This is a genomic window from Pseudaquabacterium terrae (assembly GCF_013266755.1).
GTDB lineage: Bacteria > Pseudomonadota > Gammaproteobacteria > Burkholderiales > Burkholderiaceae_C > Pseudaquabacterium > Pseudaquabacterium terrae.
In genome coordinates this window covers 41,416-66,439 of sequence record NZ_JABRWJ010000019.1, presented here as the reverse complement: position 1 = coordinate 66,439, position 25,024 = coordinate 41,416, and the positions used below count along the sequence as shown (strand labels likewise).

Genomic DNA, 25,024 nt, shown 5'->3' with positions numbered 1-25,024 from the left:
GCCTGGTGCGTCTGCTGCTGCATCCCGACGAGATTCACGCCCCGCCGACCGAGACCACCCCGACCGAACGCTCGCCGCTCGAAACGGCGTCGATGGTCGATCACCGCAATTACCTGCGCGCCTGAGGAAACCTCGCGCTGCGCGAAATGGCTACCAAGTTTCCTGTTCCCCTGACGAACGGAGTGATCGTGCGCTTCCACCGCACCGAGGCCGAGCGGCAGAAGAACCCCACCGACAAGGAACGCCTTTATCAAAAGCTCAGTACCGACCCTACTCTGGTCTCGCTGCGCGAGAGGAACCGCAACAAGCCGCGGGTGGAAGTGATGCCGATCACCCCGTATGACAAATACCCCACGGTCAAGTCAATTCAATCCGCACTGCAACGCCTGCCGGAAATCCAGACCCACGCCCGGGCTGCCGAGATGATTCGCGAGTTCGTTGGCAAAGCGCTCGCGGCCGCACCAGCGGGCAAACTGATCGTCATCCTCCTGGGCGAAAATCACGGTTCCGACTTGGCCATCACCTTGGCACTGTCGACGCTGCACCTGGTGGCAAATCACCCACAGAACTATCCCCAGAAGAAGTACCTGGTCGAACACCCTGCGGAAACTGTCACCACGTACAAAGAGTATGCGCCGGACTACATCGCCGATTTTCAGCACGCGGAAACGGCCGGCATCGGCTTTTCGGCGTACTCGCCCGAGAGCGATGCGCAGACGGCTCGTGTCGTGACGAACTACACCTACGCCATGGCGAAGGGGTTCCAGCTGGAGAGCATGGATCCGAAGCATCACACCGCCGGCAGCATGGACGAACGCGAGGCGGCCATGGTCAACAGGATTTGGCACGAAGCCCAGGGAGCGCAAGTCACGGTCGTCTCCGTGGGCCTTCATCACCTCCCTGCCCTGCACGAAAGGTTGGCCGAAAACTTCTACACGATCGGCGTGATGCATGCCCAGATGCCCGTACCCGGCTACAACGAGCAGGTGAAACGGGCGAGCTACGCGCTGGCCAAGCCGGACCAGATCCTCATGGTCCGACCGGATCCCCGGCTGGCGGATGCACCGGTCGATGCGATCGAGTTGCAGAACAGCTTCAAGTGATCCGCGAGGAACGGCGTTGCGCGCGACGCCCAGCCGCAGGTGCGCGAAGGTCGCTGGAGTGAAACCCTGTAGGCGGCGCGGAAAGGCCCGCGCAAAATCTCCGAGGCCCTTGGCGCTGCCGTCGGAGCGATCATGCGTGGAACCGGTTGCCTGCTCGCCGCTTTGCTGACAGTCGCGCTGCTGTCGCCGGCAGCGGCGGTCCCCGCCGATGAGGAAGCCCGGCGCGAGTGGGTCCGGTCGCTCAGAGACGACCCCCACAAGGGCCTGCGAATCGCGGAAGAAGCGGTTCGGCGAACGCCTGCGGGGAGTGAGCCGGCAGAGCGATTGAGAGCGCTTGAGTACCTCAATCTGGCCCGCGACCATGTATTCCCGGCGCTGCGCCCGGTCGTCGCCGAAATGGAAGAAGCTGTCGGATTGGCACGCCGGCTCGGCGACGGGCTGTCGCTGTGCTATTGGCTGGAACGGCAAGCCAGGCAGCGGCAACGCGCGGGGAACCCCCAGGAGGGGGACAGGCTGCTCCAGGAAGCGCGTGCCCTGGCCGAGAAGCCCGGCATGGAACGATGCCTGGCGCACCACTACATCACCGACGTCGCGTTCCTGGGCCAGGTCGGGCGCAAGGCCGAAGCCATGACCCACGGACTCAAGGCCTACGAGCTCTTCGAACGCGACCAGGACAAGCTCCACATGGCCCAGACCCTGTGGACGGTCGGGGTGCTGCACGGTGGGCCGGAGGCGAAGGCGGAAGACCAGGCCAAGGCGGCCGACTATCTTCAACGCGCGCTGGACCTGATCGAGCCTCGCCGACCCCGTGACATGGCCGCGCGAATGATGGTGGACCTGGCGCTGACCCACTACCGCCGCCAGGACCTGGATCGGGCGCTCGCGTTGATCAAGCAGAGCGTGGCGATGCTCCAGGAGGTGCAGTCCAACTTCGCGATGGGCATCGCGTTGTTCCACCTCGGCAGCATGGTCAAGGACCAGCAGAAGTACGAGGAGGCGCTGGCGTACTTCGACGAGTCCTTGCGCAAGTTCGGCAACCAGCCGGACGACTACCATTCGACGGGGCTGGCGCTGGGCCGCGCCGACGCATTGGCCCGGCTCGGCCGCCGCGCCGAGAGCCTGGACGTGCTGGCCCGCCTGAAGAGCGAGTTTCCGCGGCGCAACTTTCCGCGGCTCGACGTCTACTTCTACACGCGCGCTGCCCAGTTGTACGACCGGATGGGGGAGTTCGAGGAAGCCTATCGCGCGATGCGTTCATTGCAGGGGGCGGAGAAGGCCTTGGCCGAGACGGCCAACGTCGCCCTCGCCGAAGAGCTGAAAGTGCGCTTCCAGGTGCAGTTGAAGGATGCCGAGAATGCGCTGCTGCGCGCGCGGCAGAAGGAGGCCGAGGCGCAGCAAAGAGAGGCCGAAGCGCGCCGCTGGGTGCTGGTGCTGGCATTCGCGCTGACCGTCATCGCACTGGGAAGCCTGGTGTTGTTCCTGCGCCGGCGCGCGGCCGCGGCCAGGACCGAAGCGCGGCACCACCAGGCACACGCGGAGGCGGCCGCCTCGGCCAGCCGCGCCAAGAGCACCTTCCTGGCGAACATGAGCCATGAACTGCGTTCGCCGTTGAATGCATTGCTGGGCTTCAGTCGCTTGCTGCTGGCCGAGCCGTCGTTGAGCGCGCGTGCGCGCCACGATGTCGCGATCATCCTGCGCAGCGGCGAACACCTGTACGGACTGATCAACCACGTGCTGGAAATCTCCAAGATCGAGGCCGGGCGGATCGCCCTGGAGCCGGTGCCGTTCAATCTGCATGCATTGCTCGACGACCTCGAAGAATCCTTTGCGCTCGGCGCAGGGAAAAAAGGCCTGCAGCTGGTGTTCCTCGCCGAAAACACGGTGCCCCGGCTCGTGAGGACCGATGCGGTGAAGCTGCGGCAGGTGTTGACCAATCTGCTGAGCAATGCGATCAAGTTCACCGAAACGGGCAGCGTGACGCTGCGGGTGGACGTGCGGCAAGATGCCGAGCGGACGCTCCTGCGATTCAGCGTCGCCGACACCGGTGTCGGTATCGACAGCGAAGAGATTCGGCAGTTGGGCGCCGCATTCGTGCAGGCCCAGGCGGGGCGCCAGGCGGCCGAAGGCACGGGGCTGGGCCTGGCGATCAGCAGAAACTTCGTGCAGCTCATGGGCGGCGAACTGCAGATGACGAGCGAGCCGGGCCGCGGCACGACGATGCAATTCGAGGTGCCTGTCGAGGTGCTCACCGCGGAACAGATGGCTGGCGCGCATGAAGCACCGCGCTGCCGGGCGACCGGCATCGCCGAAGGCGAGCGCGGACTTCGCATTCTGGCGGTCGACGACCGGGCCGACGGCCGGCAGCTGCTGGTGCGGCTGCTCGAGCCGCTGGGCTTCGAGGTGCGCGAAGCGGCCAATGGCCTCGAAGCCGTCGAAGCGTGCGAGCAGTGGTCACCGCACCTGGTGTGCATGGACATGCGCATGCCGGTGATGAACGGGCTCGAGGCCACGCGGCGCATCAAGGCCCAGCCCGGCGGCAAGGGCATCGTGATCGTGGCATTGACGGCCAGCAGTTTCGAGGAGGAGCGCGAGGGCATCCTGGCGAGCGGCTGCGACGACTTCCTGCGCAAGCCCTTCCGCGAGGAAGCGCTGCTGGAGATCGTTGCGCGGCACCTGCAGTTGCGCTTCGAATACGAAGTCCCGCCGCCCGAGCACGAGCGCGGGGACGACAAGCTGGAAGCCGCGATGGCCGAGCTGCCCGGCGCTTTGCGCGATGCGCTGGCCGAAGCCTTGAGCCAATTGGACGTGGAAGCGATCGATCGGGCCATCGACGCGGTGGCCGCGCACGACGCGAGACTCGGGCGGGGCCTGGCGGCGCTGGCAGCGCGTTTCGATCACCGCGGGTTGCGGGCGCTGGTGGAAGCGCCCGCGCGCGAGAAATCCAATTGACGGGTGGAGCGAACGGAAGGGGCCTTCAGGCCACCAGCCGATTTCCGCGGCGCGGAAGCGTTGTCTTTCTGGGCGCCAGCCAGCGCCCGCCCGTGCGCGCCAGGCGGCTTGCGGCCACCTGCAGTCGCCAGCCCAAGGGAATTTTCTTCTGTTGCATGGTGAGCTCCAGTGTCGAGGGCTTGGCTTACGCCGCGGCGTGCGGCAGCGACTGCAGCTTGGACACACCGACCGCGTCGACCAGCCTGACTGCCTTGCGGGCGCACTTGACGTCTGCGGCGAGGGCGATTCCGCGGTCACCGTCGTCCAGAGTGTTGTCCACGTACTGCTGGGCGCCGTTCATGCACAGCACGGAGAACGCGAGGATCGCCGCCAGCAACAGCATCAGCAGTCCGAGGTCGATCCACTGGTGGATGCCGACTTTCAGGTTCGAGACTTTCATTGCGTGCCCCAGTTCCAAGAAGTGAAAGGATTGTCGAGCTGCTAATAAGCATATCGGCAGTCGCGGCGCCGAGTTGATCGAAAAGCAATCGAATCAAGGACTTGTTCGGATTCGGACTGATGCAATGCCCATTGGGCGAATTGAGCATTGTTGAGAATTGGCCGCGCTGCCGTCTCACAGCGCCAGGTTCATGGCCAAGGTATTGATGTTCTGCGTGAATGCGAAGAGCTTCTTCCCGATGGTTGCCGCCGCGACAACGTCAACCGTCTGCTCGAGTCCGTCCGGCTGGCGGCCGCGATACCCTTCGCAGCGAGCCTTGTGGACCTTGTAGAACTTGTTGTCGTGCTCGATCGTCTGCATGAGGTCCGCCAGCTGATCGAGCAGGTTCGAGGCCTCCAGGCCCATGGCATCGAGCTTCGCGTCAGGGGCGCCGCCGTTTGCCTTGCGGGCGTTTTCGACGTCCTGCATGAGCTGGTTCGCCTGGCGATACATCTCCGTGCCATGCGGCGTCTGTGCCTTTGCAGGCAGCGGCTTTGGCACTTGGGCGGCTTGCGGCTTGACTTGCGGCCTTGCCTGCGGTCGTGCTTGTGGCTGTGCTTGTGGCTGTGCCTGCGGCCGCCCCTGAGGCTGAACCTGAGGCGTCTGAACCTGAGGCTTGTCGACGACGGCCTTGTCCGGGCCCGTAAAGGGACGGAGCTTCGAGGGATCGGGCTTGCCTGGTGTGGTTTGTGCCGCGGGCGCCTTCAGCTGCGCAGGCGCAGCCTGCGGGTAGGCGCCCGGCATGTTCGCGGTAACGCCCGGTTCGGCGACGCTCATTCCCGGCGTCGACGGCTGGTCGATCGGCGCGCCATTGCCGGTGGACGTGCGGGAAGCTGCGGGTTTGGTGGCCCACGGAATCGGGGGCGCGGCAGCCGGCTGCTGGAAAGGCGCGAGCCGGCTCTGCGACAACTTGGCCGGCTCCGGCATCCGCATTCCGTCGTGGCCGGCCGGCATGCCCGGCTTCGCGGGCGAAGGACCGCTGGGCATTTGGAAAGGCGAGAGCTGGCTCTGCTTGAGCTTGCCCGGTAGCGCCGTCCGCGGTGCGCTGCTGTTCGATGTGCTGCTCGACGTGGTGTGCGAGGACTTCAGCCCGGTGGTGTTGCCGCCTGCCAGGGGACGAAATGCCGGACTGGCAGCATATCGACGGGTACCGCGCCGAGTTGATTGAACTGCGCTCGAATCAACGACTTGTTCGGGTTCGGCCGATGAGCATTGTTGAGGATCGAGCGGCGGCAAGGCGTCAGGGCTCGATTCCCGTCCATAGCGCAGTTCGGCTTTGCGAAATGGGATCTTCATTGCGCAAGCCTTGGCAGGCGGCTCAGCGGCGGCGGCATGGACTGATCGGCGAACGGCAGACATGGGTGACATTTTCGGCGGCACCCTCGTGTATTCGGCAATGACGTGCCGAAGATTCTCGGCATTGCTCGTTCGCCAGAAATCGCGATCACGGCTCTCCCGCGAGGCATTCGCTCAGCGCGTCATCGGCACGCCAGCCGCGGCGGCGAACTCGAGGAAATTCTTGAACTCTGCGTGCCTCAGGCCGGCGTCGTTCCGATACAGATGCACGTCATCGCTGCGAAGAAGTTCAGCGTGCCTCGCCTGCGTCTCCGGATCACCGCTCTGGCCGAAACCGTAGTCCGCCGTGACCAGCGAGATGACTTGAGCGTGATGGCGCAGGTCTCGAATCAGTTTGGCCGCGTGCTCCCTGCCCGCCACAACGACCACCGGCCCCTCCTTCCGATCCAGGCGTTCGCTGATGCTCTTCACCATCGAGTCCTCACGTGCGCGGGACTTCATGGGGGCACTGTTGAGGTCGTCGAAACCCCCGACCTGGAAACCCAGCTGCGAGGCGGTGAGCAGTTTGGCCATGCCCAGACCAGTTGACATCTTCTTGGCGCCCGAGAAGCGTTTCGTCAAGTCCTCGTTCGCCTTCTGAAGTTCCTGGGCGTCGCCGGATTCCTTCGGGAGCACCGCCTTCATCTTGGGCACTTGCGCATCCGCGAACTTCAGCAACTCGTCGTTGCGTTGCTCCAGCAGCAGCGTGGCGCGCCCCTTGCCGCTCTCCTTGACCGCTGCCATTGCTGACAGCTGAACCAGCATGCAACCGGTCGACGCATGGTTTTCGAACAGGATCACCGCGATCTTGTCGGAGGCCTCGCCTTTGTCCGCGGGGCATAGGCGGCCTTCAGCCTGTCGCTCACGAAATTCTTGGTATCCCGGACCAATTCGTCTCGACTCTCCCAGACGGTGATCTTGTCGAATCCTCGCTTGAACTCGTCCGCATCAGGAAGCCTGGCGCCGCTCAATGGCGAGCCACCGGACGTCCCGGATGACGACGCGGCAGCGCCGACGCTGATGGACCCCGTGGGCGAGGGAGATCGGCGCCGCTCACCGGGTTGCTCCTTTGGGGCGGAGCCAGTCCTGCGGCTTACCTCCAGTTCGATGCTGCCGCCCGGCGAAGCCGGTCGGCGGCGGGCCGTGTTGTCGGTGCCGTCAGGCCGATGGCTCTGACCGCAAGGCGAGCAAATTCGAGAGATGACATTTCCCATGGCAAGACACGGTAGAGCTGAATGATCCTAGGGCCGACTAGGTACTCATTCGTCCAGCATGCGCATGGTGGTGAGCTCACCGTTCTTCAACTGGTACGAGATGGCGATGTTCTCGTAGGTCTTGCCTTCGAATTCGATGGGGTCCAATTTCACGGAAACCGTGTCGTCGATATTGGGAGGGATGCGAAGCGGTGTCCTTTGAAAGAACTGATCAAAGACCTTCTCGGTGAACCCGGCGGCCTCATCGTCGTCTTCGCACCGGCCCACGTCCACCAATTTCTTCTCGATATTGCCCCAGGACTCCTCCATTTGCTCATTCTTGACGTAGACAGGTATCGTCTTCCCATCGACTCCCACTTCGGTCTGGTAGCTCTTCGCTGCTACATCGTCGGGCTCGACTCCCGGAAGGGATTCGATGTCCTGGGTCGTGACTTCGTCCCATGTCGGGTGGTTCTCCTTGAAGTGCACGTTCCAGGCAACTGTCTGGTCGGCGTTGTCGACCATGGCGTTCCCCAGCGCCGTAGCCGCGTCGGCTTCCGTCACCTTCCCGTTCTCGAAGTTCCTGTAGGTGGTCAATACACCGTTCCAGGCCGAGCCGTAGTGTTCTTCATTCTTGTTCAACAGGGCTTTGTAGCGCGGGTCTTGCGGCTCGAGGGAGCCCAGGGTCTTCAAGGCGGACAACTCTGCAAAGCCCGCCTCCTGCCGGCGCATCTTGAGGTAGTCGGCCGAATCGCGCGGCGAATAGTCGTCCGGCTGCTTGGGCGGGTCGCCTCGTCTTGCACGCTCCATCGCGTGGATCAGTTTGTGCATCATCTCGTAGACGTCATCACTCGGCTCGATATTGATCAGCTTCGTCGCGCCGCCCGGCGTGAACGTGCGCTCGCCCTCCTCGAACTGGATGTAGAAACCGTCCTTGAGAAGCTTGGTCATCTCCTCCTCGACGAGGGTTCCGTCAGACCGCTTCGGCAGGCTGGCGATCAGGTTGTCGAGCGCCTTCGTCGGAACCACCCAGCGAGCATTTTCCAGCTCATCCACCATGGCGGACACGCTGACGTCCTTGCCGTTGACCTTGGCCCTGTACACCTCGCAGGCGGGGTTGACGATGCAGGGCCGCGCGATGTTCTCGGGCTTGACCACGGTGGCGATCACCTGGTCGACCGGCAGACCGACGTACGCGGCCAAGTCCTTCATGTCGGCATGGGTGGGTTCGATCACCGAGGGCGCCTGGTCAACAGACGGCACATTCTGCTTGGCGCCGTGGATGCCTTCGGCGGCCTTGCCCTTTCCCTCCTTCTTGATCGGGGCCTGTACCGGCGCCGCGATGGCTGCTTGCACGTCGACGATACCCTTGTGCGGCGATGTCTTGACGGACGGGCCCTCGCCAGCATCGTCATCCGCAGGGTGCTTCCAAACGCCCATCTCCTTTGCATGTGCAAAGAGGTCGAGATTCTTTTCGATGGCCATCGACGTGCGGAACTGCAACACGTCGGGGTGCATCAGGGTGTGGCTCCGGCGCTTGAGGTAGCTCGGAAGCCGCCACTCGGCCGTGACGTCTTCTTCCGGCGCAACCACGTGAGCCACGCACACGACGTGCGCCTCCTTTTCCAGAGCTCGGTGAAGCGGCGCCAGGTGAAAGGCGCCCGCTGAAACAATGATGGGAGTCTGCGAGCCCTTCACGGTCTTGCGAAGACTGCTGGTCATCGCCGCTTCGCGTTCCGTCATGTTCGGATCTTTGCCATGCAGTGGGTCGAAGGCCCCAAGTTCGAACCCAAGTTCCTTCGCGAACACCGACTTGGCGAGCCTTCGCACGTCTTCGCCAATCTCCACCTCCGGCTTGAGCAACTCCGTTACTTCTTCGGCGAACTCCGGGTTCTTCATCATTTTGGCCAGTTCCTCGACTTGGCCTTCTATGGAGGCGCCTCCACGCGTTCCCTTCAATTCCTCCTCCGACCATTCAATCAGGAACTTCGACGGCTCTTTGCCGGGCGACGGAGGGAAGGCGTCGCTCACTGCCTTCAACGCTGCCAGCAGTGCCACCTTCGACGTGTGCAGATAGTGCATCTCTGCGACAAAAACGACCACCCGCTTCTTCGGGTCCGCCAAAGTTCGTGTCCGAATGAAGTTCGACAGTCGGTCCTGGATTACCTGTGCGAGCACGTGCGGATCGTCGATCACCGGAACCTTTTCGACCGCTGCCGACACGTCGGCCTGGCTTCGAAGCTGTACTTTGGGGGCGCTGCTGATGACAAGGGTGGGCAGTCCGGTTCGCGCCTCGGTCGTCTTCCGCGGTTCCATGTGGTTGACCAATCGCTGTACCGTGTCCTTGGGCCTTGTGATGAAAGCGGCCAACGAACCTCGGTGCCCGTAGACGACGGTCTTGGCCTTCTGCGGCGGCAGCGGCAAGTCGCCCGTCGACCGTCGCACGTCGATGATCTCGTTCTTGTCCGTCGTCTGCAGGTCCAGCACCCCCCTCTTGTGCTTGTCGATGACCGCCGTCTGCTCCCAGCCGTTCGTCAGTTTCTGGACGTTCGCAGTGCCCCTGGTGGGGTTGGCCAAGAATTCGATGGTCTCCCGAACCTTGTCTTGCGTGGTCCGCGTCCCCATGAAATTGGCCGCCTTGTGTGCGATGCGTGCCGGCAGACCGTCGGCCGCGGTGAAGCCTAGCGCCTTCCTTTGCCGAATGACCTCGTTCGTCTTCGTGGGGTCGTCGATGATGTTCTTCTCGGCCGTGTGGGCCAGGTGCTTGGGACCATTGATACCCTTTACCATGTTGTCACCTCATGGGCTGCAGTGCTGTTCACAGTGAAGCACTCCTTCTCGAGAACGAAATGATCGAGCATCAGCGAATCGATCGAGCCGGTGTCGGCCTTCTTTCCTTGCGCCTTGATGCGAGGCATGCGGCCAGTCTTCTGCGTTCCATCCGATGCGTGCGGCGGAATCCGAAATGAAGCCGCGGCAAGCGAAGGCGAGGTAAGACACGCCCGACAAAGGCAAACGCCGCCACGGTTGAAGTGGCGGCACCGCGGGATGGGGCGTGTCAACTGGAAAGGTGACCATTCCCCGCGTCGTCATTTGAGCCCGGGTCGCTCTTTCTTTAGCTCGTCGTACGCATTGGAGATCTGCTTGTACAACTCCTCGTTGCCACCCGGCTTGTCGGGATGATGCTGCCGCGAAAGCGTAATGTACGCCCTCCTGACCTGTTCATCAGTCGCGTGGCGCTCGACCCCCAGGATTGCCCTCAATTCCGGGCGGATCCGCGGCGGGCGGGAATCCGGTCGCTCATTCGCTTGGGCTGTTTGCAACAGAGCCACCACTCCCGCGTGGCCCGAATTTTGAGCCAGATCCAATGGCGTCAGCCCTCTGGAATTTTGAGGGCGCACCTCGATGCCGGGCACCTCGAGCAGCAGCTTGACGAGGTCGGGGTTCCCGTTTGCAGCAGCGATGTGCAGAGCGGTGACGTCACGACCTAACGCCTGGTCGAGGGCGCCGAGACCTACTGTCTTGTTGTTGACCGTATCGCTGAAATCAGGGCTCAGGAGCAAGCGAGCCATCTGTGCGTCACCCTTGTAGGCAGCCACATGCAGTGGTATTGCGCCCTTGCCCAGATACGCGGCCGGTTCACCCGACTTGCCGAGCGAAGGCGTTCGATCGTCGGTTGCGATAGCCGCATTGGCATTCGCTTCGATCAGCATGCGCGCCATATCATGCCGGCCCAACACCGCTGCCGCTTGCAACGCAATGTCGCCACGAAGGTTCTTGGCATCGACGTTGATCTTCGGATGCGCAAGAAGAGCGCTGAACACGGCGAGATCTCCCGCGCGCACCGCCAAGGTGAGCAGTTGAGTACTGTTCCCGCCGGGCTTGAGGGGGGAAAAGTTGGGATCGGACATGAGTTGGACGTATTGTCCAATCACGGCTTTGCTCAGACCTCGGGTCTTGTCCGCGAGAACGTTCTTGAGACCCGCGAACATGCACTCCTTGGTGGCCTTCTCCATCGAGTCCAGGTGAGTCAATGCAGTCAAGTCACCGGACTTCAGCGCGTTTGTTGCCACGGTGGCGAGACTGCGGGAAGTCGAACCGCTGGGTGCCGTGGGCGCCCCGCCTGTCGCATGCGTCGTCTGCGGTTGCTTTCCCTTGCCCGTGGTGCGGACGATTTCGGGCTGGAGCGGTCTCTGGTCAAAGAATGCGGGCACTGGATTCGCCGCTCCGGCGGAACCTTCCGCGTTGTTGCTGCTCCCAGGCGACGGTGTTCGTGGCCGATCTTGCGCTGCGGCATTGTTCAATCGCGCGCGACCGAAATGAATGTCCGTGCCGAGGATGGTCAGGTTAGGCCGGCTGGCGGGAATATTGGTCTTGTTCTTTTCGCTCTTCGGCGTGTAGATGTGCACACCGGGAATCTTGATTCGCATTTCTTGCAGCTCCATCAACTGTCGATCGGGCTCCTCCCGGAAGCGGGCGGAGAGTCGACCACATTTCACTATCGCGCTGGCGCTCGGGAAGGCCGTGACGCGAAGCCCCAGCCTCAGGTGCGAAGAAAATGAGCACTGGCCCGCAGGATCGGCGTTGGGATCGCCCGGAAGTCGTTGACGTGGCGCGCGCCGTCACCGTCGTCTCGCCGCCGGACAGCATGACGCAGGCGGCGCGATCGGCTGGCCGCGCAGAGCGCGCCTTGATCGAATTGGCCGACTCGGCCGGGTATTGAATTCGGGGGCGGGTTACGGCGCCCGCGGAAGGTTGCGGTAGACCGCGATGGCGTAGCGCAAGCGCTTGTCGGGCGACGCGGCGTTGTACGCGCCGACGGCGTTCCATGAGTTGCCCAGGCGCCGCATGTTCTCGGCCAGGATCCACGCGCCCACTTCGATGCTGACGCACGCATCCATCAGGGCCTCTTCGTCGATGCCCATCGCCTTCAGGCGCGGAAACCAAGCGCTGTTGATCTGCATCAGCCCGACATCCCGGCTGCCGTTCTGGTTGCTGCGATTCACCGCCTTCGGGTTGAGCCCCGACTCCGTCTTCGCAATCGCGTAGAGCAGATATGGATTGACGCCGTGGCGCAAGCCTGCCTCTTCCCAGCACGCATGCGCGGCCGGCGCCGCCACGAATGTCACCGCCGCCGCAGCGGCGGCGTGGACTGATCGGCGAACGGCATTCATGGGTAACCTTTTCAGCGGCACCCTCTTGTCTTCGGCAATGGCGTGCCGAAGATTCTCAACATTGCTCGTTCGCCAGGAATCGCGATCACGACTCTCGCGTGAGGCATTCGCTCACCGCGTCATTGGCACGCCAGCCTCGGCGGCGAGCTCGAGGAAATTCTTGAACTCTGCGTGCCTTAGGGTCGCGTCGTTCCGACACGGCGCCAAGATAGGCAGGCAACTTGGCGGGCATGGTGGCTACAGCAACGCGTCAGGGCTCGAATCCCGTGCGGCGCAACTACGTTCTGCTCGGCCCTTCGCCGTTGTCCGGCTTTGGCACCTGCCCGCGCTGTGGGCCGGTCTTGTCGAGGCTCATCGCGTCTTCCAGGATCCCACCGGCTTCACGGGCGGCATCCATCCGGCCAAGGTCGAGATCCTCCTGCAACCAGTACGCCACCTTCAGGGTATGGAACACCTTTCCATGTGCTTCGGCGAATTCGGGCGGCGGGTCGACACCGTGCCGTTGCGGCTTCGGGGCTTCCTTCAGCGCACTGGCCACGGCCTTCGCGAAGCGCTTGTCGACCGTGCTCATCGCATTGACCCGCGACGTCATCTCAAGCGAAAGACCCGAATCACGGAATCCTTGCGCGCTAGCCGCAATCCTGGGTGCCAACTGGGCCCCGAGTGCTTTGCCGGCTGCGTAGTTCGCTGCGGCGTCTTCGCGATCGGAATCGGCGATGGTGCACCTGAGGTTGAGCGCGACCGTGGAATCGGTTCCGTCACCCCGATCCGGATCGTAAATGCCAAGGACTTCACCACGTTCGTTCAGCGTGAAAGCGCCATGCACATTCTGGACTGATGGACCATCGGCCCAGGCATCTCCTGCGATCAGGGGCCCGCCATTCGGACCCTGAGCCAAGTAGAAGGCGTGGGAGAAGGTCGGATGGCCGACGAGGAAAAGCGTCTCGCCATCTTTCATCAGCGGAACCATCTCGTACGCGCCGACGTTCCGGTGTTCATCGCACATGCCTGTCCCACTGTAAGCCTGCACACCCGCCTTCACGCCACGGGGCTCGTTTTCGAACTCTTCCAGCCACAATGTGCGAGTTGCGAAGTGGACATGCATTACGTGATGATCGCTCGCCTCGATTTCGGCACGGACATTCGCCCGCCCAAGGCTCAACTGCTCACGTGCGCGCTCCACTGCAACGTTGACGCGCCGGCTCAGGTCGAGCAAGTCGCCTTTGATCGGCATGCCCACGGTCTTGCTCCCATAGAGGTACGGGGCCTGTTTGCGGTCTGCGGAAGACAGTGGCCGCTTGCCGGAGGCGAGTTGCGCTCGTTCAGCGCCCCGCGCCGCGATCTGCCGCTCGAGCACTGCGTCCACGTTCGGGTCGTGCGCGCTCGCCACGTGGTCCTCCGGTTGCGGGTGCCGGCTCAGCGGAGGTGGTTCCAATTGGACGGTGCCAGAGTGGCCCGCCTCGGTTTCCGCGCTGCCAACGGACGGGGTTTGCGGCCCTGCCGCATGCGCTCGCACATCGATGCCCAGCCCGTGCGCGAAACCCAGCAGGCCGGGTGCGTCAGGCCGCTCCATGGCGGGCGAGGTAATGAAGTTCATCACTTCGGGTTTTGCCAGCACGTAGGACAGCCGCTTCCTGCGGTGGGGAACGTCCGTGTCGTCGTGCCCACCCCCGAGCGGCCCCGGCGTGACGCAAGCAATGCCGATCACGGCCACACCGCTCTTCGTCAACTCCTCATGCAGTCCCTGATAGTTCTGCGTCGGCGTTGTCACCACCGCCGCTGCGTTGCCGTTGGCGGGCAGCTTGTGCCCGATGGCATGTGCCATGGCGGCCTCACCGAATTCACGAACCGGCGGCCGAGATTCGCGATCGTCATACCCATGCAGGCTGAACCCGGCCGCCTCGGCGACCGTCAGCATCACGCCGAGCGCCTGCGGAGTTCTCAGATCGGCGCCTAGCTGAGCTTCGGCTTCTCCTGGCGCCAGGGTCTTGAGCTTGGCGGCCGTCCGGGCCATAGCCTGTCCGCAGACCTTCTTGAAGTCGCCGGGCCGCTCATGCGCGAAGTACTGCGGCGGCGGTGCGCCGGGCACGGTCTGCAGCACCTGCTGAAGCGCGGCCATGGCGGCAACCAGAACCTTGGCGCCCGTCTTGGTCGCGGGCTGCCCGCCAACGAGGATCACGAGCCGCTGGGGCTCTTGGCCAGGCCATCCCAGCGCCCTCAGTTGGGTGGTGATCTGGTTGCGCACCGAGTTGATCAGCTGCCCATCGTTCTGGTAGGGCTGCACCGCGGCCACCGCCTTCAGCGCGCTCGCCTGGGAGAGGTGCCTCGTATCGAAACTTGCCTTGGTCAGGCTCACCCGGGGCAGCTTGGAGAGCACCCCCGTACTGCTGCGCAGCGCCAATTCCTGGGGCTGGACGTGCGCCCGGGCAACCTTGGCGGCCTTGTTCGGGATTACCTTTTCCAGTGCGTCCCCACGATGGACGGTGACCACGTGGTTGAAAATCTTCTTTGACATGGCAGGGCACCCGCTTGCAGTTCGCCTTGAAATTGCACCGCCCAGAATCTACCGGCACAAGCGCCCCGCGAGTGCGCGAGGGTTCGCCGTGCAGCGCATGGCTTCGCCTCCGCGCTGCCGCCCGGCCGTGACGGCGAGCGAACATCCGGAACACTCACCGCCTGAAGGTCCTGCAGATGAAATTCAACGCGTTGCTCGACCAAATGGCGGCGGAGCTTTCGAGCTCGCCGATCGTCACCTGCGCGGGCAAGGTCTCCGAGGTGATCGGCACGCTGATCAAGGTGAGCGGCCTGGACGCGGGCCTGGGCGAGCTGTGCCATCTGCTCGATGCGAAGGGCAAGCGAATGCAGACCGCCGAGGTCGTGGGCTTCGCCAACGGCCGCTGCATCCTGGCGCCTTTCGGCTCCATTCTCGGTGTGCGGGCCGGGTCGACGATGGTGATCGGCACCGGCAAGGTGCTGTCGGTGCCGGTGGGCGACAAGCTGCTGGGCCGCGTGATCGACAGCCTGGGCGAGCCGATCGACGGCAAGGGCCCGATCGAATGCACCGAGTTTCGCCCGGTGTTCGCGCTGCCGCCCACGCCGATGGAGCGCGAGATGATCGAGCATCCGCTGCCGACCGGCGTGAAAGTCATCGACTCGCTGCTCACGCTCGGCGAAGGCCAGCGCATGGGCATCTTCGCGCCGGCCGGCGTCGGCAAGTCCACGCTGATGGGCATGCTCGCGCGCGGCACGCAGTGCGACATCGCGGTGATCGCGCTGATCGGCGAGCGCGGCCGCGAGGTGCGCGAGTTCATCGAGATCATCATGGGCGAGGAAGGCATGGCCCGCTCGGTGGTGGTGTGCGCCACCTCCGACCGATCGTCCAGCGAACGCGCCAAGGCCGCGCACGTGGCCACCGCGGCAGCGGAGTACTTTCGCGACCGCGGGCTGAAGGTGCTGCTGATGATGGATTCGCTCACCCGCTTCGCGCGGGCGCAGCGCGAGATCGGCCTGGCCGCCGGCGAGCCGCCGGCGCGGCGCGGCTTCCCGCCCAGCGTATTCGCCGAGATTCCGCGGCTGCTGGAGCGCGCCGGCATGGGCGCCACGGGCTCGATCACCGCGCTGTACACGGTGCTGTATGAAGACGAGAGCGGCAACGACCCGATATCAGAAGAAGTACGCGGCATTCTGGACGGCCACATGATCCTGTCGCGCAAGATCGCGGCCCGCAACCAGTACCCTGCGATCGACGTGCTGGGCTCGCTGAGCCGCGTGATGTCGCAGATCGTGCCCCGCGAGCACTCGCAGGCCGGCGGCAAGTTCCGCAAGCTGATGGCCAAGTACGACGAACTCGAGCCGCTGCTTCAGATGGGCGAGTACAAGCCCGGCAACGACGCGCTGGCGGATGAGGCGGTGGCCAAGCAGGATTACATCAAGCAGTTCCTGAATCAGGCCACGGACGACCTGTGGCCATTCGAGAATTCGGTGATGGGGATGCGAGAAGTGGCGGGGCAGTAAGCCTGAAACATCGCCCACGATCACACTGAAATCGCGTCCACGATCAGCCTGAAATGCCGGTCCGCGATCAGCGGAAGTACGCAGCTGGTGGTGGAGCCGCACTCGAGTTCGATTCCCTCCCACGCCGCGGCCTGCGGGCGTGCGGCCGAGGTCACTGGCCGCCAAGCAGAGCTTCGTGCCCGGCTACGTGGCTTCGTACATCACTCCCGCGCGCCGCCATGCGCTACCGACACTGAGTGCATTCATCTACACACGCCACATCCCGCGTCATCCGACCGACCTGCGGCGGGCCATTGATCCAAGGACATTGCCATGACCGACAAGATCCGTCTACCCAGGCACCACCAGGCCGAAACGGACCTTTATCAGGACGGCACCAAGCGCAATCAGATCCTGGCGGAACGCAAGGCATTCAAGCACAAGGCGGCCGAAGGCCTGCCACAGCGGGTGGTGCACAAGGCAGCCAACTTCCTCCGTACGCGGACCAAGCAGGACAAGATGAGGGAGTTCATCGAATTCGTCGCCAACCCCGGCACCGGCACGAATGTGGCGGCAGCGGTCAAGCAACTACCGGAAGGCTGGTCCCGCCACACGGCCGCGGCTGGCGGCAAGGCAGTGACGCTGGAGCTTCAAACTACGCCGGACGGCCAGATCGTTGACGTGCGGGTACCGCCGCCGAACCCGCATCGGCTCGGGCCCGACGAAGGACTGTCGCTCGAGGCATGGCAGAAGCAGGCCAACAAGACCTTGCCTCCGCTGTCGGACCACCCCAAGAGCCGCGTGAGCTTGTGGGCTTACGACAGCAATATGAACAACGCGCTGCGAGACAAGGCCCAAACCAAGGCCGCGGCCGGCCTCGGGGACGACGCGGCGCCCACTGGCACGATGAAATCCAAGCTGGTCGAGAAGGCACTGGACGAGTTGGCGCCTACCCATGGGCATCAGGGCGCCGCGCACCGCGGCCTCCAGTCCGGTTTGCTGCAATCGCTGCGCTCCCATGACCCGGGGTTCTGGACCGAGGGCACCTCCAGCCAGGACGTTGCCTTCACCTCTGCCGCAGTGATGCCCGTTGTCGCCCGCCGGTACGCCAAAGAGGACGCCTCCAGGAATGCGCTTCCCCCGACCGTGGCAACGGTCTTCAGCAAGACCGCGGTGCACATCAGCCAGTCGGCCGTGGGCGTCCATTCCGAGGTGCTGTTCAAGCCGGCCTCCCAGTTCCGGACGGAGCTTGAAGCTCACGACCCGAAGAACAAGCTCCACCGTGTGCTCCACACCGAGGTGGCGCGCGGATTTCCAGTGGCGCAACCCTCGGTCGCGCACCTCGACCTGGCCTCCGCCAAGGTGAACGCCATGGCGCGGGCCTCGGTCATCGAGAGCCTGTCGACAGCCGGAGAAGCGCAAGACCTGCCGCAAGCCGGCCAGCTTGCCATGCTGCGCACCAACCTGGCGACAGCACTTTCAGCACTGGACCCGCAGGAGGTCGCGCAACGCCTTTCGGCGCCTGCCTTGCACGGCGGCAATCCGCCCCCCGCGCACCTGCGGCGAGCCTTGCACGCCTTAAGTAGCGACACGTTGAATCGCACGCATCAGGCGGTGCGAGAACACTTCGCGATCAGCATCTGGAAGGAAGGAAAGGTGGACGCAGCACTGACTCAGGTGCTGAAGGACCCGCTCGCAAAGCTGGGGGCAGGCCCCGAGGGCAGTGCACGCGGGCGCCCGCCATCCCATTGGCACGTCAAAACCAAGCCGGCCCACCTGCTCGCCAAGCCCGACGCCCAGGCGCTCGTGGACGCAGCCCTCGCGAAAGTGACGAATGCCGGGCCGCAGCTGATCTTGAGAAACCAGCTGAACGCCGAACTCCAGCACCTCATGCGCCACGGCGCGCATGGCGAGGTATTGGATTTGCATCGACTGGTGCCCACGCTGCGGCACTTCATCGAGCAGGCGCCGCTCGAGCACCGCGAATCGTTGTCACCCGCGCTGGCGCAACTGGAGGCATCGGTCCTCGCCGTGACCGCCAGCGAGCTGCCCGCCGGCACGGCAGAACGCGTCATGGCGGCGCTCGCTCACTTGAAGTTGCGACCGCGTACCGACACCCAGCGCGCCTTCGCTGCACTGGAGAAAGCGCTGCGCCCGCACGACGGGCCCGCCGCCGTCGAGATGTTGATGGAAGCCATTCAGCACGACCTGCCGTCCCTGAACCTGGCGGCGATCAATGCCAAGCTGTCCGCCCTCGCCGTGGGCACGAAGCTCCAGCTCATCGATCGTCAGCTCGAACGGCTGCCGTTGCAGGAGCGGATGATCGAACTCGACCACCTGAAGAATGTCGCCAAAGGCTTCCCGCCGCAGCATCCGCATCGCGAACTGGTGGATGCCATCATCGGCAGGCAAGACGCGGGCGTCGCCACGGCGACGAAGGAATACGAGACACTGCTTCAGAAAGAGCTCGAGAAGATCGACAACTTCGACGAGACTCAAAACGCAGAGGCGGGGCCGAGCAAGCTGTCCGCGACCGACGCCTCTGCGCTCCTCAAGCGCTGGGGCGGCGACCAAGACTCGGATTAGAACCCGGAACTCGGCGCGCCGTCGTCGACAAGCTCGAGCCTTGTACGCGGCCACCGAATCAATCCCTGAGGTGTCCACCTCCAGTCGGGGTTCGCGTTTTTGTCTACGGCCGAAGCTGCTTGATCAGATCGGAGCGCGAGACGGAGAGATCGAGAAGGCTTCCGAGGCGGCCCAGCTCCTTCCAGCTTCTCAGCGCTTGCAGCGAGCGGCGGGACGCGAGTGGTTGTTCAGCGACGCGGCGCAGTCAAGCAGCCATTGCTGGAACGAAAGAAAGGCCTGCGAAGGTCGCTTGCTTTCGGCATGCACGATGTAGAAGCCGTGTTCGCTTTCGAGCGTGACGTCGCATGGCACGATCAATCGGCCGGCCGCGAGATCCTTGAGCACGAAGATCCTCGGCACCAACGCAATGCCCATCCCCGCAATGGCCGCCTCGATCAGCATCGAGGACATGTCGTAGCGCGGCCCCTTGGTTGCGGTCGCGACCACGACACCGGCCTGTTCGAACCAGCGTGGCCATGCCCCTTCGCGCGCCGGCTGGTGCAGCAGTTGAAAGCGCCCCAAGTCGGACGGCGCCAGGCGCTTGGCGCCGCCGAGCAGACTCGGAGCGCACATCGGCAGGAGTTGTTCGCCGAACAGGAATTCGTTGATCGCGCCGGGCCAGGCTGACGGTCCGAAGTGCACGGCCCCGTCGAACAAGCTGTCGGCGAGATCGAACGGCCCCAGTCGCATGCTGAGGTTGACGAGGATGCCGGGATGCCGCAGTGAAAAGTCCGGCAGACGCGGGATCAGCCAGCGCGTAGAGATGGTGGGCGGCACCGCCAGCAGCAGGTTGCTAGCGGCGGCCTTGAGCGACATGACCCCGAGCGTGTCGCGCTCCAGGCGCTGCAAGGACTCGCGTACCTGCTGCGCATAGGTGACGCCCGCATCGGTCAGGACGAGGCGGCGCCGCACCCGGTTGAAGAGGGGCTGACCGAGGAAATCCTCGAGACGGCCCACCTGCCGGCACACGGCGCTCTGGGTCAGCGCCACCTCGTCGGCGGCGCGGGCGAAGTTCTGATGACGAGCCACCGCTTCGAAGACGATCAGCGAATCGATGTGGGGCAAGCGACGGCTCATCGAATCAATCGACGCAATTGGGATCCTTCCTCAGCGCGCGCCGCGCGAAGTAGTCGAAGCCGGCTTGCGAGCGCCGCGGCTGGAGTATCCAGTCATGCGCCTCGCGCGCGAGGGGCTGTGCAATGGGCTTGATCTCGCCAGCGGCCATCGCCAGCAACTGCAGCCGTGCAGCGCGTTCGCACTGAACGGCCACGACGCAGGCCTCCTCGATCGTCGTGCCTGCCACGACCAGCCCGTGGTGGGCCAGCAGCGCGGCGCGCTTGTTGCCGAGCACGCCGGCGATGAGTTCTCCTTCGCTGTTGCCCACCGGCACGCCGGGCCATTCGGCCAGGAAAGCGACGTCGTCGTACAGCATGCAGGCGTCCATGTGGCTGACCTGCAGCGGCCGCTCCAGCATGGACAATGCCGACACGTGCAGCGGGTGCGTGTGGATCACGCAGCGCACGTCGGGCCGGGCCCGATAGATCCAGGAATGGAAGCGATTGGCCGGATTGGGCATGCCACTGCCCTCGACGACGGTCAGATCCTCGTCGACCCGAAGCAGGTTCGAGGCCGTGACTTCGTCGAAACCCAGGCCCAGGCGCTGCGTGAGGAATGTGGAACCGTCCACGCCGCGCGCGGTGATCTGGCCCGCGAGTCCGGAATCGTGGCCCTGGTCGAAGAGGATGCGGCAGGTGAGCGCGACCTGCTGCCGCGGCGTCCACTGCGCCACCGGCAACTCGGTCTGCATCTGCTCCAGGGCCTGCCGGACCAGGGCGTCCTTCGACAGCGACAGCGTGGACGCCATGCTTCAGGCTGCGGCGAGCGCAGCGAAGCGAGCCGCCACCGGCGATGCCAGGTCATCGAAGAAGTTCCAGCGCGCGTCGACCAGCGTCCGTCCGGCGCGCAGCATGATTTCCATCTGCGCGTCGTCGTCCTTCGCCAGACTGACCATGATGTCGCGGATGGTCTCCGCGTGGCCGTCGTCGCACTCGACGTGAATGCGGAAGAAGTCGACGTCTTCGCTGGGGACGCCGCAGGCCTTGAATCCGGCCAGGACGTCGGCGTACAAGGCGGGCACGAGGGCCTCCGCACCCAGGCACAACGCACCGAGGCCGAAAGCCGGGTTGTTGTGCCGGCAGTGCCAGAGCATCGTGTCGATCAAGGCCAGCGTACCCGGCGTTGCCTCGGCATCCTGCAACGTGAGATCGAAGCGGCCGAGCATGTTGCGATATATGAGGTGATGCGGCGTCGACTTTACGTTACCGTCCAGTCCGAGCTCCTCGAACAGGTTTTCGGCCAGTTCGAGCACCTCGTGGTTGCTGGGCAGGTTGGACATCAGGGCGCAAAGATAACGCGTGAAGTAGGCGCTGTACAAGCCCTGCTGCACCAGGAAGCGCTTGAGCTCGTCCAGCGTCACCTGCCCGTCGCGGCAGCGCGTCACGAAGCCGTTCGAACGGATGCGACGGATCAGGGTGTCCTTGGTGGTTTCGAGAAGAGCGTGCCTCAAGTCCATGGTTCTCACCTTTCAGCTGGCGCACCGGCGGGAGTGCCGTGCTACGAGTGCGACATGCTGGCCGATATCGGTCGAGAACTGAACTGAAGAGTCCGCATCACGTCTTGCGTCGGCGGAAGCTTGGGTCGGCGGCAGCGCGCCGAGCGTGATGTCGCCACCCTCGGCGATAGGCGCTTCAGGCCTGCTCGGCGGTGAAGTCGCCCAGCAACTCGCGCATGGCCTTGCGAACGTGCGGATCCTCGCTGTCCAGCAGCGCAGTCGCCTCGCCGTGCCAGGTCGGATCTCCGAGCAGATACAGGCACAGGGCCTTCAGCTCGGGGCAGCGTTGCTCGCCGACGGTGTTGATGAACTGCAGCGCCTCGCGCACCTGGCCGCGCTGTATGGCAATCAGCACCGGAAAGGTCAGCAGTTCGTCCGCCTCCGGAACGGTCGCGCACAGCTGCTGCAGCAAGGCATCGGCTTCGTCGAGCTGGCCTTCGCGCAGGGCCTCCACCATGGCGTGCGCCATGTCGGACGCCTCGCTGGCGACGGCGGCATTCGTGTCGAAGGGCATCATCAGGAGACCTTCTGCTCGCCGCAAACCACCGTCGCGATCACGGACTCCGCGGTGTTCTCCGCCAGTCCCTTCGGGGTGAAGTCGCGCGCCACGTCGCTCACGCCGTCAGTGACCTGGGCCAAGCCCTCGGTCACCTTTCCGAGATCGCCCGTGGCCAGGCCGTTCACCGTCATGAAGACACCGTCCTTCACTTGCGCGAGATCGTCGGCAACCTTGTTGATGACGCCATTGGCCACCGACAAGCCGAACTTCTGCGTCTTGTCGAGCAGCTTGTCGAACGCGCCATTGAGCAGGGTGTTGGCGCACACCGCCGCCGGCGTCAGCTTGGCCACGCCGCCGAAGATCTGCATCTCCGCTTCGAGCAAGTGGCTGACGCCCTTGGCCGCACCCTTGAGGTCCAGCGTGAGCACGCCCTTGGCGATTTCGCCGGTGGCCTTGAACGCGGTGGAGATGCCCTTTCCGATTGTTTCGAACGCCTTGCTGATGAAGCTCACGAATTGTTCCCTGTTGGAATGGGCTGTCCCATTCTCTTTGTCCAGGGCGCGCGTGGCCGGCGGGTAGCGAAGCGGTGTCTCCGGGCGCGAAGCTCGAGGCCCGCTACTCGGGCTGTGTCGACAGCGCGCGGAACAGCGTCGACAGCTGCGGGTTGATCGGCAGATTCAGCCGCTCCCCACTTGGCAGGCGGTGCATGAACCACTGGTCGTAGCGGTGCTGCAGCTCGCGCGACTCGGCCATCGACGAGAAGCTGCGCTTGACCAGCGAGGCCAGCTGGGCATCGCCCTTGCGGAATGCGATGCCGTAGGGGTCGTACGACAAGAACTCACCGACGATCGTGTACTCCTGCTGCGCCTTCTCGCGCGCGAGCAGGCCGTACAGCAGCACCTCGTCGGTGGCGAAGGCGTCGACCTTGCCGGCCTTGAGCATGGCAAAGGCTTCGCCGTGGTCAGGCGCCGCCACCAGCTTCATGTCGACGCGGAACTTCTCGGCCAGCTCGCGCAGCGTCTTCTCGTTGGTGGTGCCGCCGGTCACGGCCACGCCCTTGCCTGCCAGGTCGCGAAACGACCTGACCGGCGAGTCGCGCCTGACCAGCAGCCTCGTGCCCGACACGAAGATCGTCGGGGAGAAGGCCACCACCTTCTGCCGCTCGACGTTGCTGGTGGTCGAGCCGCACTCGAGGTCGACTTCGCCCGAGGCCACGGCCTGCAGGCGGGTGGCCGAGGTCACCGGCCGCCAGCGGATGACCAGCTCGCGGCCCACCTCGTCGCTCATCGCGTCCACCAGGCCGCGGCACAGGTCGATGGAGTAGCCCACCGGCTCGCCCTTGGCATTGAGGTACGAGAACGGAAACGAGGCCTCGCGGAAACCGATGACGACGCTGCTGGTTTCGCGGGCACGCTTGAGCGTGCCGGTCAGCTCACCGTCCTGCGCGCCGGCCACCGCATGCCAGCATAGGCACAGGGTGGCCAGCGCGCGCCACAGCAGCCGTGTCATGACTGCACCCGGGCCGTGGCCAAGCCGGCGCTCGCGGTCTCGGGGGCGGGACCCACCGGCAGCCCCTGCGCTTCGGGCTGCAAGCCGCCCTCCCACTTCGCGACGACGGCGGTGGCGATGGAATTGCCCACCGCATTGGTGGCCGAGCGGCCCATGTCGAGGAACTGGTCGACACCCATGATCAGCAGCAGTCCGGCTTCGGGGATGTTGAACTGATTCAGCGTGGCGGCGATGACCACCAGCGACGCCCGCGGCACGCCGGCCATGCCCTTGGAGGTGAGCATCAGCAGCAGCAGCATCGAGATCTGCGTGGCCATCGACAGCTCGATGCCGTAGGCCTGCGCGATGAACAGCACGGCGAAGGTGCAGTACATCATCGAGCCGTCGAGGTTGAACGAGTAGCCCATCGGCAGCACGAACGACGAGATGCGGCGGCGCACGCCGAAACGATCCAGCGCGTCAAGCAGCTTCGGGTAGGCCGCTTCGGAACTGGCGGTGGAGAAGGCCAGCAGGAACGGCTCCTTGATCAGGCCGATCAGCCTGAACACGCGGCCGCCGAGGAACAGGAAGCCTGCGGCGATGAGCACCACCCACAGCATGGCCAGCCCGAAGTAGAAGCTGCCCATGAACTTGGCGAAGGTCGTGAGGATGCCCAGGCCCTGCGTGGTGATGGTGGCGGCCACGGCGGCGAACACGGCCAGCGGTGCCATGTACATCACGGCGCCGGTGATCTTGAGCATCACGTGCGCGACGCCGTCGATGCACTGCACCAGCGGGCGGCCGGTCTCGCCCAGCGCGGCCAGCGCCACGCCGAAGAAGATCGAGAACACGACGATCTGAAGGATCTCGTTGGTCGCCATCGCCTCGGCGAAGGACTTCGGCACCAGGTGCGTGACGAACTCCTTCAGCGTGAACGACGAGGTCTTCAGGTTGGTGGCCGCGCCGGCGTCGGGCAGCGGCAGGCCGATGTTCTGGCCGGGCTGAATGATGTTTGCCAGCACCATGCCCAGCAGCAGCGAGATCAGCGACGCGCAGACGAACCAGCCCAGCGCCTTGACGCCCACCCGGCCCACCGACTTGCTGTCGCCCATGTGCGCGATGCCGACCACCAGCGTGGCGAAGACCAGCGGCGCGATGATCATCTTGATCAGGCGCAGGAAGATGGTGCTGAGGATGCCGATGTACTCGGCAATGGTGGCCGCGGTCTTCTTGTCGGGGAAGGCCTCGTGGCAGGCATAGCCGACCGCGATGCCGAGCACCATCGCGATCAGGATGTAGGTTGTGACGGGACGGGTTCGCTTCATGCGGGTCTCCATTCAATCGTTGATGTGGTGCGCGTCTTGGCGGCGGGCATGTCAATGCAGCCTTTGTGCCAATCGCGGCGCCATTGCAACGGAAGGATGGAATTTCTTACCGGACAACCACTTGCGTTTCCGAGCGGCTTCCGGGGCTGGTCATGCGCTCGTCCGCGCGGTGCGGCTTGCCACACTCTTCCGGAGAAACCCTGAGGTGGGTTTCCATACCGATTGCTCGCGTGCTCGGCGGCCTCTGGTGA

At 64.5% G+C, this 25,024-nt stretch carries 21 protein-coding genes; 5 read left to right on the top strand and 16 right to left on the bottom strand.

Annotated elements, in window-relative coordinates:
• Positions 1–188: 188 nt before the first annotated feature.
• Both HLB44_RS35005 and HLB44_RS35000 read left to right on the top strand, forming a co-directional pair.
• On the top strand, positions 189–1,103 hold the full coding sequence (locus HLB44_RS35005; protein ID WP_173135010.1) for a hypothetical protein: 915 nt from the start codon (positions 189–191) through the stop codon (positions 1,101–1,103).
• Positions 1,104–1,235: 132 nt separating this feature from the next.
• Positions 1,236–4,052 carry a hybrid sensor histidine kinase/response regulator gene (locus HLB44_RS35000; RefSeq protein WP_173135007.1) on the top strand — a complete coding sequence of 939 codons (2,817 nt, stop codon included), beginning with the start codon at positions 1,236–1,238 and terminating at the stop codon, positions 4,050–4,052.
• A gap of 25 nt (positions 4,053–4,077) precedes the next feature.
• On the opposite strand, the gene HLB44_RS38080 is transcribed toward HLB44_RS35000, so the two are convergent.
• The 7 genes from HLB44_RS38080 to HLB44_RS34975 all read right to left on the bottom strand — a co-directional run bounded on the left by HLB44_RS38080 (position 4,078) and on the right by HLB44_RS34975 (position 11,503).
• Positions 4,078–4,209, bottom strand: a complete 132-nt coding sequence (locus HLB44_RS38080; RefSeq protein ID WP_281375268.1) for a hypothetical protein — start codon at positions 4,207–4,209, stop codon at positions 4,078–4,080.
• Between the two features lie 27 nt (positions 4,210–4,236).
• Entirely contained in the window at positions 4,237–4,491 is a 255-nt protein-coding gene (locus tag HLB44_RS34995; protein WP_173135004.1) for a hypothetical protein, read from the bottom strand.
• Positions 4,492–4,665: 174 nt separating this feature from the next.
• Entirely contained in the window at positions 4,666–5,826 is a 1,161-nt protein-coding gene (locus HLB44_RS36890) for a hypothetical protein (RefSeq protein WP_217283934.1), read from the bottom strand.
• A 174-nt stretch (positions 5,827–6,000) separates the two neighbouring features.
• Positions 6,001–6,666, bottom strand: coding sequence for a hypothetical protein (locus tag HLB44_RS34985; protein WP_173135001.1), 666 nt, complete (start codon positions 6,664–6,666; stop codon positions 6,001–6,003).
• 458 nt (positions 6,667–7,124) lie between these two features.
• A complete protein-coding gene (locus tag HLB44_RS34980) occupies positions 7,125–9,848 on the bottom strand; it encodes a hypothetical protein (RefSeq protein WP_173134998.1) in 2,724 nt (907 codons plus the stop codon).
• Complete coding sequence (locus HLB44_RS38075; protein WP_281375267.1) at positions 9,842–9,976, bottom strand: hypothetical protein; 135 nt, start codon at positions 9,974–9,976, stop codon at positions 9,842–9,844. Before HLB44_RS38075 ends, HLB44_RS34980 begins: the two co-directional genes overlap by 7 nt.
• A 171-nt stretch (positions 9,977–10,147) precedes the next feature.
• The gene (locus HLB44_RS34975) at positions 10,148–11,503 is read right to left on the bottom strand and encodes an ankyrin repeat domain-containing protein (protein ID WP_173134995.1); all 1,356 of its coding nucleotides are present in this window, start codon (positions 11,501–11,503) and stop codon (positions 10,148–10,150) included.
• 113 nt (positions 11,504–11,616) lie between these two features.
• Here HLB44_RS34975 and HLB44_RS34970 point away from each other — a divergent pair, with 113 nt between their 5' ends.
• Entirely contained in the window at positions 11,617–11,781 is a 165-nt protein-coding gene (locus HLB44_RS34970) for a hypothetical protein (protein ID WP_173134992.1), read from the top strand.
• Between the two features lie 13 nt (positions 11,782–11,794).
• Here the strand turns inward: HLB44_RS34970 and HLB44_RS34965 are convergent, their stop codons facing one another.
• Both HLB44_RS34965 and HLB44_RS34960 read right to left on the bottom strand, forming a co-directional pair.
• Positions 11,795–12,232 (bottom strand): lytic transglycosylase domain-containing protein, encoded by a 438-nt coding sequence (locus HLB44_RS34965; RefSeq protein WP_173134989.1) that lies wholly within the window; start codon positions 12,230–12,232, stop codon positions 11,795–11,797.
• Positions 12,233–12,509: 277 nt separating this feature from the next.
• The gene (locus HLB44_RS34960) at positions 12,510–14,747 is read right to left on the bottom strand and encodes a hypothetical protein (RefSeq protein ID WP_173134981.1); all 2,238 of its coding nucleotides are present in this window, start codon (positions 14,745–14,747) and stop codon (positions 12,510–12,512) included.
• A 176-nt stretch (positions 14,748–14,923) separates the two neighbouring features.
• On the opposite strand from HLB44_RS34960, the gene sctN reads away from it, so the two are divergent.
• Together sctN and HLB44_RS34950 are read left to right on the top strand one after the other, a co-directional pair.
• Positions 14,924–16,246: a type III secretion system ATPase SctN gene (gene sctN, locus HLB44_RS34955; protein WP_173134979.1), complete on the top strand. Its 1,323-nt coding sequence runs from the start codon at positions 14,924–14,926 to the stop codon at positions 16,244–16,246.
• A gap of 312 nt (positions 16,247–16,558) precedes the next feature.
• The gene (locus HLB44_RS34950; protein WP_173134977.1) at positions 16,559–18,811 is read left to right on the top strand and encodes a hypothetical protein; all 2,253 of its coding nucleotides are present in this window, start codon (positions 16,559–16,561) and stop codon (positions 18,809–18,811) included.
• 189 nt (positions 18,812–19,000) lie between these two features.
• Here HLB44_RS34950 and HLB44_RS34945 read toward each other — a convergent pair whose 3' ends face one another.
• From HLB44_RS34945 to HLB44_RS34915, 7 genes are all read right to left on the bottom strand, one after another.
• Positions 19,001–19,915 carry a LysR substrate-binding domain-containing protein gene (locus HLB44_RS34945; protein ID WP_246312649.1) on the bottom strand — a complete coding sequence of 305 codons (915 nt, stop codon included), beginning with the start codon at positions 19,913–19,915 and terminating at the stop codon, positions 19,001–19,003.
• Between the two features lie 16 nt (positions 19,916–19,931).
• Positions 19,932–20,714, bottom strand: a complete 783-nt coding sequence (locus HLB44_RS34940) for an aldolase (RefSeq protein WP_173134973.1) — start codon at positions 20,712–20,714, stop codon at positions 19,932–19,934.
• Between the two features lie 3 nt (positions 20,715–20,717).
• Positions 20,718–21,422 carry an iron-containing redox enzyme family protein gene (locus HLB44_RS34935; RefSeq protein WP_173134971.1) on the bottom strand — a complete coding sequence of 235 codons (705 nt, stop codon included), beginning with the start codon at positions 21,420–21,422 and terminating at the stop codon, positions 20,718–20,720.
• A 175-nt stretch (positions 21,423–21,597) separates the two neighbouring features.
• Positions 21,598–21,978: an HrpB1 family type III secretion system apparatus protein gene (locus HLB44_RS34930; protein ID WP_246312648.1), complete on the bottom strand. Its 381-nt coding sequence runs from the start codon at positions 21,976–21,978 to the stop codon at positions 21,598–21,600.
• Positions 21,978–22,472, bottom strand: coding sequence for a hypothetical protein (locus tag HLB44_RS34925; RefSeq protein WP_173134968.1), 495 nt, complete (start codon positions 22,470–22,472; stop codon positions 21,978–21,980). The genes HLB44_RS34930 and HLB44_RS34925 overlap by 1 nt, the downstream gene beginning before the upstream one ends.
• Before the next feature lie 103 nt (positions 22,473–22,575).
• Positions 22,576–23,469 carry an amino acid ABC transporter substrate-binding protein gene (locus HLB44_RS34920; RefSeq protein WP_173134965.1) on the bottom strand — a complete coding sequence of 298 codons (894 nt, stop codon included), beginning with the start codon at positions 23,467–23,469 and terminating at the stop codon, positions 22,576–22,578.
• Positions 23,466–24,773 carry a dicarboxylate/amino acid:cation symporter gene (locus HLB44_RS34915; protein ID WP_173134963.1) on the bottom strand — a complete coding sequence of 436 codons (1,308 nt, stop codon included), beginning with the start codon at positions 24,771–24,773 and terminating at the stop codon, positions 23,466–23,468. Before HLB44_RS34915 ends, HLB44_RS34920 begins: the two co-directional genes overlap by 4 nt.
• Positions 24,774–25,024 lie beyond the last annotated feature (251 nt).